This window comes from Micromonospora maris AB-18-032, assembly GCF_000204155.1.
Taxonomy (GTDB): domain Bacteria; phylum Actinomycetota; class Actinomycetes; order Mycobacteriales; family Micromonosporaceae; genus Micromonospora; species Micromonospora gifhornensis.
Window position 1 is genome coordinate 4,161,115 of sequence record NC_015434.1, and the last position, 13,126, is coordinate 4,174,240.

General features: G+C 68.6%; 14 protein-coding genes. 7 read left to right on the top strand and 7 right to left on the bottom strand.

Going from position 1 to position 13,126, the window contains the following annotated elements; translation table 11 throughout:
• Window positions 1–4: 4 nt before the first annotated feature.
• Window positions 5–934 carry a class A beta-lactamase gene (bla, locus tag VAB18032_RS18430; protein ID WP_013734395.1) on the bottom strand — a complete coding sequence of 310 codons (930 nt, stop codon included), beginning with the start codon at window positions 932–934 and terminating at the stop codon, window positions 5–7.
• A gap of 38 nt (window positions 935–972) precedes the next feature.
• Complete coding sequence (locus tag VAB18032_RS18435; protein ID WP_013734396.1) at window positions 973–1,464, bottom strand: FBP domain-containing protein; 492 nt, start codon at window positions 1,462–1,464, stop codon at window positions 973–975.
• 76 nt (window positions 1,465–1,540) lie between these two features.
• Between VAB18032_RS18435 and VAB18032_RS18440 the strand changes: the two genes are divergently transcribed.
• Entirely contained in the window at window positions 1,541–2,113 is a 573-nt protein-coding gene (locus VAB18032_RS18440) for a TetR/AcrR family transcriptional regulator (RefSeq protein WP_013734397.1), read from the top strand.
• A gap of 7 nt (window positions 2,114–2,120) precedes the next feature.
• Here VAB18032_RS18440 and VAB18032_RS18445 read toward each other — a convergent pair whose 3' ends face one another.
• The 3 genes from VAB18032_RS18445 to VAB18032_RS18455 are packed head-to-tail and all read right to left on the bottom strand — an operon-like array spanning window position 2,121 to window position 5,417.
• Entirely contained in the window at window positions 2,121–3,818 is a 1,698-nt protein-coding gene (locus tag VAB18032_RS18445; RefSeq protein ID WP_013734398.1) for a CotH kinase family protein, read from the bottom strand.
• Window positions 3,818–4,495, bottom strand: coding sequence for a DUF4956 domain-containing protein (locus tag VAB18032_RS18450; RefSeq protein ID WP_013734399.1), 678 nt, complete (start codon window positions 4,493–4,495; stop codon window positions 3,818–3,820). The genes VAB18032_RS18445 and VAB18032_RS18450 overlap by 1 nt, the downstream gene beginning before the upstream one ends.
• Window positions 4,496–4,499: 4 nt before the next feature.
• Window positions 4,500–5,417 (bottom strand): polyphosphate polymerase domain-containing protein, encoded by a 918-nt coding sequence (locus VAB18032_RS18455; protein WP_013734400.1) that lies wholly within the window; start codon window positions 5,415–5,417, stop codon window positions 4,500–4,502.
• 223 nt (window positions 5,418–5,640) lie between these two features.
• On the opposite strand from VAB18032_RS18455, the gene VAB18032_RS18460 reads away from it, so the two are divergent.
• From VAB18032_RS18460 to VAB18032_RS18470, 3 genes are read left to right on the top strand one after another with little or no spacing between them, the layout of a single operon-like run.
• Window positions 5,641–6,069, top strand: coding sequence for a hypothetical protein (locus VAB18032_RS18460; RefSeq protein WP_013734401.1), 429 nt, complete (start codon window positions 5,641–5,643; stop codon window positions 6,067–6,069).
• The gene (locus VAB18032_RS18465; RefSeq protein WP_013734402.1) at window positions 6,063–6,296 is read left to right on the top strand and encodes a helix-turn-helix transcriptional regulator; all 234 of its coding nucleotides are present in this window, start codon (window positions 6,063–6,065) and stop codon (window positions 6,294–6,296) included. The genes VAB18032_RS18460 and VAB18032_RS18465 overlap by 7 nt, the downstream gene beginning before the upstream one ends.
• The gene (locus VAB18032_RS18470) at window positions 6,293–7,270 is read left to right on the top strand and encodes an NAD(P)-dependent alcohol dehydrogenase (RefSeq protein ID WP_013734403.1); all 978 of its coding nucleotides are present in this window, start codon (window positions 6,293–6,295) and stop codon (window positions 7,268–7,270) included. The genes VAB18032_RS18465 and VAB18032_RS18470 overlap by 4 nt, the downstream gene beginning before the upstream one ends.
• A gap of 77 nt (window positions 7,271–7,347) precedes the next feature.
• On the opposite strand, the gene argG is transcribed toward VAB18032_RS18470, so the two are convergent.
• Complete coding sequence (gene argG, locus VAB18032_RS18475) at window positions 7,348–8,799, bottom strand: argininosuccinate synthase (protein WP_013734404.1); 1,452 nt, start codon at window positions 8,797–8,799, stop codon at window positions 7,348–7,350.
• A gap of 179 nt (window positions 8,800–8,978) precedes the next feature.
• Here argG and VAB18032_RS18480 point away from each other — a divergent pair, with 179 nt between their 5' ends.
• Entirely contained in the window at window positions 8,979–9,977 is a 999-nt protein-coding gene (locus VAB18032_RS18480) for a sulfite exporter TauE/SafE family protein (protein WP_013734405.1), read from the top strand.
• Window positions 9,978–10,094: 117 nt separating this feature from the next.
• Here the strand turns inward: VAB18032_RS18480 and VAB18032_RS18485 are convergent, their stop codons facing one another.
• Window positions 10,095–10,682, bottom strand: a complete 588-nt coding sequence (locus VAB18032_RS18485; protein WP_013734406.1) for a hemerythrin domain-containing protein — start codon at window positions 10,680–10,682, stop codon at window positions 10,095–10,097.
• Between the two features lie 334 nt (window positions 10,683–11,016).
• Between VAB18032_RS18485 and VAB18032_RS30185 the strand changes: the two genes are divergently transcribed.
• Window positions 11,017–11,895: an inositol monophosphatase family protein gene (locus tag VAB18032_RS30185; RefSeq protein WP_013734407.1), complete on the top strand. Its 879-nt coding sequence runs from the start codon at window positions 11,017–11,019 to the stop codon at window positions 11,893–11,895.
• Window positions 11,841–13,124 carry a hypothetical protein gene (locus VAB18032_RS18495; RefSeq protein WP_081476153.1) on the top strand — a complete coding sequence of 428 codons (1,284 nt, stop codon included), beginning with the start codon at window positions 11,841–11,843 and terminating at the stop codon, window positions 13,122–13,124. The genes VAB18032_RS30185 and VAB18032_RS18495 overlap by 55 nt, the downstream gene beginning before the upstream one ends.
• The last annotated feature ends 2 nt before the right edge of the window (window positions 13,125–13,126 follow it).

Sequence of the window (13,126 nt, forward strand, 5' to 3'; positions counted from 1 at the left end):
CGTCTCAGCGCAGGGCGTTCAGGGTGAGTTCGGCGGCACGGGCGAGAAGGGCGTCGTCCGTGCCGGCGTCCTCGGCGTCCCGGCTGGAGAGCACGGCCAGCACGATGGGCTCCCGGTCCGGCGGCCAGATCACCGCGATGTCGTTGCGGGTGCCGTAGCCGCCGGAGCCGGTCTTGTCGCCGACCACCCAGCCGTCGGGCGTGCCGGCCCGGATCACCTTCTCCCCGGTGGTGTTGCGCTTGAGCCAGTCGACAAGCACGTCCCGGTCCTCGGTGGGGAGCGCGTCGTCGACCGCGTACGCCCGCAGCGAGGTGGCCAGCGCGCGGGGCGTGCTGGTGTCGCGGACGTCGCCCGGAGTGGCCGCGTTGAGGGCCGTCTCGATCCGCGCCGGCTCGGTGACGTCGTCGCCGATGTCGCGCAGTGCCTGCTTGAAGCCGGCCGGACCGCCGAGGCGGTCGAAGAGCAGGTTGCCGGCGGTGTTGTCGCTGTAGCGCACCGCCGCGTCGGCGATCGCGCGCAGCGTCATGCCGGTCGCCACGTGCTGCTCGGTGATCGGCGAGTAGGTGACCAGGTCGTCGCGGGAGTAGCGGACGACCTGGTCCAGTTCCTCGGCGGTGGTCGCCTTCAGCACCGCGGCGGCGGCCAGGGCCTTGAACGTCGAGGCGTACGCGAAGCGCTCGTCGGCCCGGTGCTCGATCGTGCGGCCGGTGCCGGTGTCGACGGCGTACACGCCGAGGCGGGCGTCGAACTCCTGCTCCAGTGGGCCGAAGTCGACGGCGACCGGCGCGGCGGACGGAGTGCCCGGCGGGGTGGCCGACGAGGTGTCCGGTGACGCGGGCGCGGCCGGGGTGTCGGTCGAGCAGGCGGTGAGCAGCGCAGCCGTCACCGCGGCGGCGAGCACACCGGCACGGGTACGGCGGGTGGTGCTGAACAAGATCGCATCCTTCCAGTCGGCAGGTGACGACGAACCGGTCAGTTCATCACCTTCGCTATGAAGCCTGCCAAATTGGTGGTGGTACGGGCAATTTTCTCGTCCAGGCTGATCGTCTCGTGCAGCCGCGCGCCCGCCCCGGCGTCCTTCTTGCCGCGCAGGTAGAGCGAGCAGGATAGGTCGCTGCACAGGTAGGTGCCCACCGAACCGCCGTCCCGGCCGGCTCGACCGGCCCTGGGAGCGACGAGCAGGCTGACCCCGGCCTCCGGGGAGGTCAGGCAGATCGAGCACATGTTGCGACTGCCCCGCCCGGCCGCCGCGCTCGGGCGGCGCAGGACCAGCGCCGTCGGGCGGCCCGCCTGCTCGGTGACCAGATAGGCGCGGTCCTCCGCCTTCGGGTCACGCCAGCCCAGATAATCCAGGTCGGCCCAGGGCCGAGTGGCCAGGTCGCGCGGCACGAACAGGCGCTTCGCCTCCCCCTTGCTGCAGTTGACGAAAGCGGCACGGATCTCTGACTCGGTCAGTGCTTCCATAACGCCATGGTATTTTTCCTAAAGACTTTAGGCAAAGTCATTAAGAGTGTCATGACACACGGACCCTGGAGGGAACATGGCACGGCTGGGACTGACCCCGCAGCGCCTGGCGGCCGAAGGTGCGGAGCTGGCCGACGAGGTCGGCTTCGACCAGGTCACCGCCTCCGCGCTGGCGCAGCGCTGCGGCGTCAAGGTGGCCAGCCTGTACGCGCACATCCGCAGCACCCAGGACCTCAAGGTGCGCATCGCGCTGTTCGCGCTGAACGAGCTGGCCGACCGGGCCACCGAGGCCGTGGCCGGCCGGGCCGGCAAGGACGCCCTGGTCGCGCTCGGCAACGTCTACCGCGACTACGCCCGCGAACACCCCGGCCGGTACGCCGCCAGTCAACTGCGACTCGACCCGGCGACGGCAGCGGGCAGCGCCGGGCCCCGGCACTCCCAACTGGCCCGCGCGGTCCTGCGCGGCTACCGGCTGGGCGAGCCGGAGCAGACCCATGCGGTACGCCTGCTCGGCAGCGTGTTCCACGGCTTCGCCAGCCTGGACCTGGGTGGCGCGTTCAGCCACAGCGTTCCCGACAGCGAGGAATCCTGGTCGTGGACGCTCAACGCCCTCGACACGCTGCTGTCGTCCCGGTCGACAAGCGGCTGACCCTGACTCAGCTGCGGGTGATCACCTCGTTGGTGGCGAGGCTCGCGGTGCGCTGCTCGATCAGGGTACGCAGGCGCTGCGCGTCGCCGGTGGCGGCCGACGCGTCGTATCCGTCCACGGTGGCCAGCACCCCGCTGATCGCGTCCACCGCGGCCAACGCCGCACCGTCGCCGTAGACCCGCTGATAGAGGTCGCGGTACGTGTCCTCGTACAGCTGGGTGAACTTCTCGCTGGCCAGGAAGCGTTCCTTGAGCTTGTGGCCGCCACCCCCAGGGCCGGCACCGCCCGGACCGCCATTGCCAGGGCCAGCACCGCCAGGGCCAGCACCGCCAGGGCCGCCATTGCCAGGGCCAGCACCGCCAGGGCCGGCACCGCCCGCGTTGCTCCGGCCACCGCCGAACCGGCCCTGCTCGTGCGGCCCCTGCTCGGCGCTGCCGCTGAAGGCCAGGTTGTGGTCCCAGCCGATCACCGTGAACCGTTTCGCACCCAGGTCGTACCAGAGGTAGTAGTTGCGGCCGGGACCGGACATGTCGTCGAAGTTGAGCAGCAGGTTCTGCCAGGCCACGTACCGGGCGAAGGACGTCACGTCGAGCCGGTCAGCGAGCTGCTCGTCGAACTCGGAGTCGCTGGCCGTGTCGACCCACCTGATCAGGTCGATGACCGGTTGCAGGTCCTGGCTGCCCTTCATGGTGATCTGCTTGAAGTCGTCGGCGTACGCGGTCTGGTCGTCGCCCTGGTCGGCGAACTCGCTGGTGGCCAGCGCCTTGTAGAGCACCCCCGCGGTGTCGAAGTCCTCGGCGAAGTGCTCGTCGGGATGCTCCACGACCAGCCGGGCGGTGGTCGGCCGGTCGTTGACCGTGAAGCTGGTGTAGGCGTACTCCTGGGCCACCTCGCCGGCGGCGGCGAGCAGGTTGAGGGTGACCGCCTCGTTGAGCACGGTGGTCCCGCCGCCCATCCCGGCGACGCGCACCGCGATCTCGCGGTGCCCCTGGTACCGGCGGCCCTCGACGTACTCGTCGAAGCGGATCAGCCAGGGCAAGGTCTCCGGCTCCTCGGCTCGCAACGACGTCCGCGAAAGCCCGCCGGGCGCGACCTGGCCACCGGGCCCAGCCTGGCCATCGGGCGCGGTCTGCCCGCCGGGCGGGACCTGAGCACCACCCGGCGGGCCCTGAACACCATCCGGCGGGCCGAACTGACCCGGCCCGGCCTGGCCGCCTGGCCAGCCGGGGCCGCGCGGTCCGTTCTGGCCGCCCGGCCAGCGTTGACCATCCGTTCCGCCTGGGCCCTCGGGGCCGTCCGGGCCGCCGCCGCGTTGCGGAGTCTGGCCGTTGCGGGTCAGGCTGCGCAGGGTGGAGTTGCCCTTGAGTCGGATGCCGACGCTCGGGATGGCGGTGCCGTCGATGACCAGGTCGGCCTCCAGGTACTCCTTCTCCCCCTCGGCGTAGAAGGCGTCCAGCATGCGTTCGTAGTCGGCGTCGCGGAAGACCAGCTCGATGCGGTGCGCGACCGTCTCGTCGAAGAGGTCGACGGTGCCGGCGATGTTCTGGGTGACCAGGTCACCGCCGCTGGCGCTGGTGCTTGTCACGTACGGGCGGATCGGCACCGAGCTGAGCGTCACGGCGAGCACCAGCGCGAACGCGAGGCAGCCTGCCAGGAACTTCCAGTAGTGCCGGATCCGGACCGGAATCCGGTGCTTCCAGCGCATCACAGATCCGTCTGGTCGTAGCCGGTCAGCACGGTCACCCGCTGGCCGCCGGTCCGCTCGGCCAGCGCGTTGATCAGGTCGGCGGGCTCGGTGCCCTTCTTCAACCGCACCGTGTACATGATCTCGGTCAGCGCGCCGCCCCGGATGGTCTCCATGCTGACCAGCTCGAATTCGCTGGTGAAGCGGATCAGCACGTCCTGAATGTGGGTGGTGTGACTGCCCGTCGGCGGCACCTGCACCTTGACCACCTGACGCTGGACGTTCGAGGCGAACCAGTTGAAGCGGTACATCAGCACGATGATCAGGCTGATCGTCACGGCGGCGACCACCGCCAGCAGGTAGAAGCGGGTGCCACAGGCCATGCCCACGCCCATCACCAGGAAGATGAACCCGACGTCACGGGTCTCCTTGATGGCGTTGCGGAACCGCACCACCGACAGCGCGCCCACCAGGGCGAAGGCGCGGGCGATGTTGGAGCCGACGACAAGCATGATCAGCGAGATGAGCATGCCGAGGATGACAAGCGTCTGCACGTACGACTGGCTGTACGACACGTTGCGGTGGGTGAACCGGTAGACCCAACCGATCATGGCGCTGAGCAGGAACGACAGCGACAGGGCCAGGGCGATGTCGCCGACACTGAAGGTGCCGGACAGATCCTGGAACTCGAACGGCATGGGCTCAGACCTCACTTTTCAACGGGCTGCCGGCGGCAGCCGGGTCGGCGTCGTCGGGGACGTGGAAGAGGGAGCGGGGGGCGCGACCGAACGCCTCGACGCTCTGGCAGTACTTCGACATGCGGACGATTGACAGGTTCGTCCGGGCGGCCAGGTCGGTCAGCCAGTACGGCACCCGCTCGTTGGCCTTGATCTCCAGCACGGAGAACGTCGCCGGCACGATGAGCCGGTTCTCGGCGTCCGCGCCGAGGTGGAAGTCGCGGTCCCGGCCGCGTACCCGGTGGTCGAGGGTGACCCGCAGGCCGAGGTCGGCGTCCCGGCCGATGAACGCCTCGCGCTGGTAGCCGGTCATCGCCACCGGCCGCAGGTCCAGGCCGCAGAGCAGTTCCAGCACCTCGTCGAGGAAGGCGCGCTGCTCCGGGGTGTGCTCGACCAACTGTCGCCGGTCGCACAGGTCACGGGCCAGGTGGTACGGCAACGCCACCCGCCGTTTCTGGGTGACCCGGTTGACCCGCTGCTTGATCTCGACGTGCACGATGCTGTCGTCGGTGACCGTGGACGCCTCGCCGTAGTGCCGCACCCGCAGCTTGCGGCGGAACTTCAGCCCTTCGATCTTCTCCCAGTAGAAGCGCAACTCAGCGGTGTCGTAGTAGACGCTCCACACGCCGTACCCGGTGTCGCCGCCGTGACTGTCGCGGTCCATCCGGGCGGCGAAGTGCTCGCGCAACGCCGGGACGTCGCCGGTCGGCACCAGATACTTGATCTCGTACCGGTTGAAGGCGTGCAACCTGCTCGGCGCCCGCAGCGCATGCCCGCCCCGGTCGTCACCGGTCTCCGGCCCGACCTGCGGGGTCGACTGTGGCCGGGAGGACGACTGCGGGTCTGGGGCCTGGGACGCAGCCCGGCGGAGCCACGAACGCATACGACATGGCCGATCTCTGTGACGACGGGGACCAGCACATCCAAGCGGGCGAGGCTATGAATCAGCTTTGCGTTCCGGATGAACCAGCGGTGAACTGGCACCACCGAGCCCTCCGCGACGTCTCGCCCGCCCACAAGATCGGCTATGTAAAGCTTTCTAGACATGATGTCAAGAAGGCCTTACTCTGAGGATGTCAAAGATTCTTTACCTCGGGGAGGTCGTCGTGACGCACGAGGAGAAACGCGCGTGGATCATGCTGGTGGTCAGCGTGATCGCGTACGCCGGTTATGTGGCGGTCGTGCTGGGCCGGCACGACGGCGGGTCGCTCACCGCGGTGCCCTATGTCGGCGCGCTGCTCTGGACGGTGGGCGGGGCCATGGTCGCGAGCATCGTGGCCGAGATCGGGATGGGGATGGCCAGTCCGCGGGCCTCGCGGGTCAAGGATGACCGCGACCGGGAGATCGGGCGCCTCGGCGACCACGTCGGCCACGCGTTCGTGGTCATCGGCGCGGTGTCGGCGTTGCTCATGGCGATGGCCGAGTGGGACTGGTTCTGGATCGCCAACGTCATCTACCTCTGCTTCGTCCTGTCGGCCGTGATCGGCTCCCTGGCGAAGGTGATCGTCTACCGCAGGGGCGTTCCGCAGTGGTGAAACCGACACGCGTCACCAACAACATCCGGGCGTTGCGCTTCGCCCACGACGAGATGACCCAGGCCGATCTCGCCGAGCGGGTCGGAGTGACCCGGCAGACAGTGATCGCCATCGAGCAGGGCCGCTACTCCCCCTCCCTGGAGATGGCGTTCCGGATCGCCCGGGTGTTCGGCGTACGGCTCGACGACGTGTTCCAGTACCCCGACACCGAGGAGGTGGCACCGTGAGGGCCATCGTTCAGGACAGCTACGGCCCGGCCGACGTACTGCGGCTGGGCGAGGTCGACCGGCCCCGCGTCGGCGACGACGAGGTGCTCGTGCAGGTACGCGCGGCGGCGGTGGACCCCGGAGTCTGGATCTTCATGGTCGGTCAGCCCTACCTGGTGCGCCTGGCCAGCGGGCTGCGCCGACCCCGGGTGACGGTACGCGGCCGGGACCTGGCCGGCGTGGTGGCCGAGGTCGGCGCCCGGGTGACCCGGTTCCGCCCGGGCGACGAGGTGTTCGGCACCTGCCTGCGCGGGTCGTACGCCGAGTTCGCGAGCACCTCTGCGCGGCGGTTGGCCCACAAGCCGGCGAACCTGTCCTTCGCCCAGGCCGCCGCGGCCCCGGTCTCCGGGTTGACGGCGTTGCGCGCCGTACGTGACAGCGGCAAGGTGCGTCCGGGGCAGCGGGTCATGGTGATCGGGGCCTCCGGCGGGGTCGGATCACAGGCGGTGCAGATCGCCAAGGCGTACGGTGCCACCGTCACCGGCGTCTGCGCCCCCGCCAAGGCCGACCTCGTCCGCTCCCTCGGCGCCGACGACGTGCTCGACTACACCCGCGAGGAGGTCGACCGGGACGGTCCGGTGTACGACGTGGTCATCGACACCGGCGGCGACCGCCCGCTGTCGTTGATGCGCCGTGCGCTCACCCCACGCGGCACCCTGGCCCTGGTCGGTGGCACGTACACCCGGGGTGGGCTGCTCGGCGGGTACGGCCGGCAGATGTTCGGCGCACCGCTGCTGTCCCTGTTCGTCGGCCATCGCCTGCGCAACGTCAGTGCCGTGGAGCGCAGCGAGGACCTCGACGAACTGCGCGAGCTCATCGCCTCGGGCGCACTCACCCCGCCGATCGACCGCTGCTATCCGCTGGCCGAGGCGGCCGACGCCATCCGCCATCTGCGCACCGGGCACCCGGCGGGCAAGATCGTGGTCACCATCTGACCGTCTCGTCCACCGACGACTTCACCGGTCAGCCGCGACAGGGCTGACCGGTGACGAGTCGGTCCCGGCGGCGACGGTCAGTCGACGCCGAACTCCATGGCGGCCCGGTCGAGGGCCTCGTCCTCCGCCGGGGCCACGCCCCGGGAGGCGATCGCCTCGGCGCCACCCTGCGGCATCGCGCCGATCAGCCCGGTCGAGGCCGCCTGCGCGGCGCCGACCATCCGCTGCGGGGATCCGCCGCCGACCATGCCGAGGTTCGCGTACTGCTCCAACTTGGCCCGCGAGTCGGCGATGTCCAGGTTACGCATGGTGAGCTGACCGATGCGGTCCTGCGGACCGAACGCCGAATCCTCGGTACGCTCCATCGACAGCTTGTCTGGGTGGTAGCTGAAGGACGGGCCGGTGGTGTCCAGGATCGAGTAGTCCTCGCCCCGGCGCAGCCGCAGCGTCACCTCACCGGTGATCGCCGTGCCGACCCACCGCTGCAACGACTCGCGCAGCATCAGCGCCTGCGGGTCCAGCCAGCGGCCCTCGTACATCAGCCGACCCAGGCGACGACCCTCGTTGTGGTAGTTGGCCAGGGTGTCCTCGTTGTGGATGGCGTTGACCAGCCGCTCGTACGCGGCGTGCAGCAGCGCCATGCCGGGGGCCTCGTAGATGCCGCGGCTCTTGGCCTCGATGATCCGGTTCTCGATCTGGTCGGACATGCCCAGCCCGTGCCGGCCGCCGATGGCGTTGGCCTCCAGCACCAGGTCGACCGCGCTGGCGAACTCCTTGCCGTTGATCGTCACCGGGCGGCCCTGGTCGAAGCCGATGGTGACGTCCTCGGTGGGGATCTCCACCGACAGGTCCCAGAACCGGACGCCCATGATCGGGTTGACCGTCTCGATGCCGGTGTCCAGGTGTTCCAGGGTCTTCGCCTCGTGCGTGGCGCCCCAGATGTTGGCGTCGGTGGAGTACGCCTTCTCGGTGCTGTCCCGGTACGGCAGGTCGCGTTCCAGCAGCCACTCCGACATCTCCTTGCGCCCGCCGAGCTCGGTGACGAAGTCGGCGTCCAGCCACGGCTTGTAGATGCGCAGCTGCGGGTTGGCCAGCAGGCCGTAGCGGTAGAACCGCTCGATGTCGTTGCCCTTGAAGGTGGAGCCGTCACCCCAGATCTGAACGTCGTCCTCGACCATGGCCCGCACCAGCAGCGTCCCGGTGACCGCCCGGCCCAGCGGAGTGGTGTTGAAGTAGGCCCGCCCGCCCGAACGGATGTGGAAGGCGCCGCAGGTCAGCGCCGCCAGCCCCTCCTCGACCAGGGCGGCACGGCAGTCGACCAGCCGGGCCAGCTCGGCGCCGTAGTTGAGGGCGCGGCCGGGCACGGAGGCGATGTCGGGCTCGTCGTACTGGCCGATGTCGGCCGTGTAGGCGCAGGGAATCGCGCCCTTGTCGCGCATCCACGCGACCGCGACCGAGGTGTCGAGGCCGCCGGAGAAGGCGATGCCGACACGTTCACCGATGGGCAGGGAGGTCAGAACCTTGGACACAAGGAAGAGTATGCACGACGGCGCATACCCATGCAAGCCGGGGTGGGTGGTGTCACCGATTCGGCGGACCTGCGCCATCGACCTTCCCGGCAGGACATAGCGCAATCCAAGAGAACGGCACGCTCGAACAATCCAGCATCATCGATTCCTCACCCTCTGTGATGCTGAGGAGTCTTTCCGTGACACAGGCCGAACGCCGTACCCGCCCTCCGCAGGCCGCCGACAAGATCCAGCTACCGTCCGACTCCCGCGCCACCTCCCTGTTCGCTCCCGGAGACGTCCCCCGCCGACGCGGGTTGATCATCCTGCTCAGCCTGCTGGGCGGGTTCCTGCTCACCGTCGTCTGGTCCGCCGAATTCGTCGATTCGACAATCGGCGACAACGTCGCCAACACCCTGCTGGGCCACGACGCGAAGGAAACGCCGATCAGCGGGGCGGTGGCGGGCGTGATCTTCGCGTTCGTCTCCGGGGTCGCCGGCACCTTCACCGCCTGCAACATCGCCGCCTTCGGCGCTCTCGCTCCCCTGACCGGCACGGCCGACAGCCGGATGAGCCGCTTCCTGGCACCGCTGCGTCCACTCGGCTGGATGGCGGTCGGCATGATCGCGATCTCCGCCCTCTACGGTGCGATCGTCGGCCTGGTCGGCACCGCGATGCCGCAGTTCTCCACCGCGCCGAACGTGCCCGGCTCACTGTCACCGCGCAGCATCCAGTCCATGGTCGTCTACGGCATCATCGGCCTGGTCATGATCTACCTGGGACTTGCCGCGTTGAAGGTGGTGCCGGACCCGTTCGCCCGGATCTCGCAGCGCTACCCGAACGCCCCGCTTGTCTTCATGGGCGCGCTCATCGCCGGCTTCCTGATCGGACGGCCGTTCCCGCTGTTCCGGCAGATGTTCCGCGACGCCGCCGAGAGCGGCAACCCGCTGTACGGTGCGGCCGCGTTCACCCTCCAGTCGATCGGCAACATCGTGATCATGGCGATCATGTTCCTGCTGCTGAGCTGGTTCGTCGGCAGCCGACTCCAGCGCTGGTTCGCCGCCAAGCCGTCCCGACTGGCCGCCACCATCGCGGTGGCGTTCATCATCGCGGGTGCCTTCATGTTCCTCTACTGGGACGTCCGCCTGCTCGCCCGCCGGGAGATCATCCCCTGGTACCCGGTGGCTCCCTGGGTCTAGCCACCTGGCCACCCCCATGATCACGCTCGATCCCGGATCGAGTGGCCTCACCTCCGTAGGGATGCCACTCGATCCGGGATCGAGCACGAACGTGCCCCCGCACGCCCGACCCTCAGGTCACCTGCCGTGCGACTGATGCTCGCTGTCGTGGGACTGGCGCCAGTCACGGACCGCGTCCCGCATCCGGTCGAAGACCGCCACCGGCGGCCCGAGCAGCAGGTTGCTCACCGGCGACTCACCCGCCGCCGGATGCGGCCGGGTGGGCGAGATCGCCTCGGCAGCCCGCACGGCACCGGCCATCTGACGCAGCCGCTGCGGATCGGTGTCGCGCCGCAACTGCGGAAACTCCTCCTGCTCCTCGTGCCGCGCATGCTCCAGCACCGCCTGCTCGAACGCGGCGAACCGGGCGTCGAACCCCGGCGCCGAGGTACCCATGTCGTACAGCTCGGAGAGTTCGCGCTTGGCCTCACTCTCCTCCCGCAGCCGCGCGTCGACCACCGCGTCCCCCGCGTCGGCCCGCGCCGCCGGATGCACCACCTGCTCCTCGGCGCTCTCGTGCACGGCCAGCAGGCGTACGAGATCCTGGAAGGCCTGCTGCTTGGCCTCCCCCTCGCTCTCCCTGACCTCCGCGAACAGCGACCTGATCTGCTCATGCTGGTCGACGAGCAGATCAATGACATCCTGGTCCGGCTTCGTCACGGTCATCATCAACCTCCGCTTGTCGAACTCGTCCTTGTCGTCACCCCTACCCGACCTGGACGAGCCCACACGCGGTCATGGTCACGCTCGATGTGGGATCGAGTGATCTCAGCGCGGCGTCAAGCGACTCGATCCCACATCGAGCACGATCTTGTGACGAGGTCAGGCGACGATGGGGCTCGTGTTCCGGGAGCCCGGCATCGGTAGGCAATCGGCGCGATGGGGAATGCGCCCCGAGCTGTGACCCTCATCTGTCACTCGGCGGATCAGTGCCAGGGTGAAATGATGACCCCGTCCATCGAGTGGCCCCGTCGAGTTGGTCGCGAGGAGAGTCGAGCCGATGAATCTTGACAAGCTGTGGACCGACCTAGCCACAGAACTGTTGGGCGTACTCACGGCGTACCGGTCGCGGGTGGCCGACTTGGACGTGCGGGAGAAGGCTGATCGAACCCTGCTCACCGAGGCCGATCTCGCGGTTGAAGAGTTGATTATCAACCGGATCCGGGCCCTGGATCCAGCTGCTCGGGTGCTGGCGGAGGAGTCCGGCAGCGGTACCTGGCGGCCCGGTGAGGACGAGGAGCCCGAGCGGATCTGGGTGATCGACCCGATCGACGGCACGGCCGAGTTCGTCAATCCCAGCAGCGCGGAGTTCTGTTCCGTGATCTGCCTGCTAGAACGACGGGAACCGGTCGCCACGCTCATCGTCGCACCCGAGTTGGGGACCGACCGCACACCGATCGTGGTGGTCGCGTCCCACGCTGAGCGCACGATCACGGTCAACGGCAGGCCGGCGAGACACATCAACGAACCGGTTCGTGTCGCATCCCTGACTCGTAGCGCTCGTTCCGAAGCCCCACCACACGAAACCGCTATGGCTGCGGCTGGCTACACCCTGAAGACGCGGACCACGTCACAGACGCTGGACATGCTGCGTACCGCCGTGGATCTCACCGATTTCGCGGCCGATGCGCCGCGCTTCGACCTCTTCTACCGTCCTCGACAGAAGGTCTGGGACGGTCTCGCAGGCTTGTGTCTCGGTGAGATCGTCGGTCTAATGTCCACGGATGCGAAAGGGGTTCGGCATCTCCCCGTATCCATGGAAACACTTGCCCAACCAGAGCCGACGTTCGCCAGCACCGTGATGGGTCGCCCGGAGGCCGTCAAGTGGTTCGTAGAGCAGGCGCAGGGCTCCCCCACCGCAATACGGAAGTCCTCGTAGACGTCACATCGATCATCAGTGCCGAGGACTTCGTCGTTGCGCAGAACCGGGTCAGCCGGCCTGACGATCCGTTCGCCCGTCAGGCATTTGTCGAGCTGATCCAGTCCCTGATCTTCATGGAACGGGTATGGGTGGCCCACCCGGTGCTCGCTCGCCCTTCGGCCGCTGATTTCGGTGGTAAGCCATACCTCCTCCGAGCGTTGGCCGACGCTGGGCTGCTGCATCCATTGCAGTTGGATGTCGACGAGAGCAGCCGGGTGCGCGACGCCGAGGACCTGGCGCTGCACGAGTTGCAGAGTTGGCGCGGCCACAAGGTCCTCGGCCAGTTCATCGAGCAGGCGGTCGCCTGCGACGATGCCCTGCCTGATCAGCGCAACTCACTATCGAAGCGTATTCACGGCTGGTGCGCTTTCCAGGCGGCCAATGTCCGCGTGGCCGGCCACCACTCGGATCGTATCGCCACACCCGACGGGGTGGAGGACGACCCTTTCGGCGCTTGGGCGCGAGCGGCATCGATCGTGCTGCGAGGCCCCCTTCAGTCCATGGCGCCCACCGGTGAGGAGGTCTACGTCGCGGCAACCCTGGCGCGTGGGCTCAAATATCAGGCGCGCGCGGATGCCACCCGTCTCTCCTACCAGGCGCACCCCGTCAGACGCGACTTCCTGCTGACCTTTGACCTCTCCACCGAGGGTGCCACCGAGACGGTGGTGTTGGACGTCATCAAGGCCATTCGGGGCATCCATCAGTCGCTCGTCACGGCGGCGGATGACAGCGACACCCACCGAGTGCAGCTGCTCGAACTAGAACTACCACTACTCGGGGGCCGGCTCTGGCAGGCGGGCGAAATCGGCCAGATGAACGATCGTGCCTGGGTCGACCTTGTCGTCGCCCGCATCGCCGAATATCGCGACAAGGCCGCCGACCTACGCGCTGCTGTGGCCCGCTGTGTCACCGACGAGGACTACCTTCGCCTCGCTCGCGACATCAACGGCGCGAAACGACAGCTACTCGAACGCCTCGGCCTGCGCAAGGTCGCGCTGTCGCCGGTAGAGCAGGAACTGGTCAACGGGGTGGCCTCGGTGACCGAATCGGTGCCCGGTGTCCCCAAGGTCGCCGGCATGTGGATTGGAGCACGGGTGCTCGGCAAGCAGGTCACCACCACGGGCACGCCGGTGCAGCGCTTCCTCTACAAGGAGTTCTACCGCGCCTGGAAACGCGCCGGCCGCTGAAC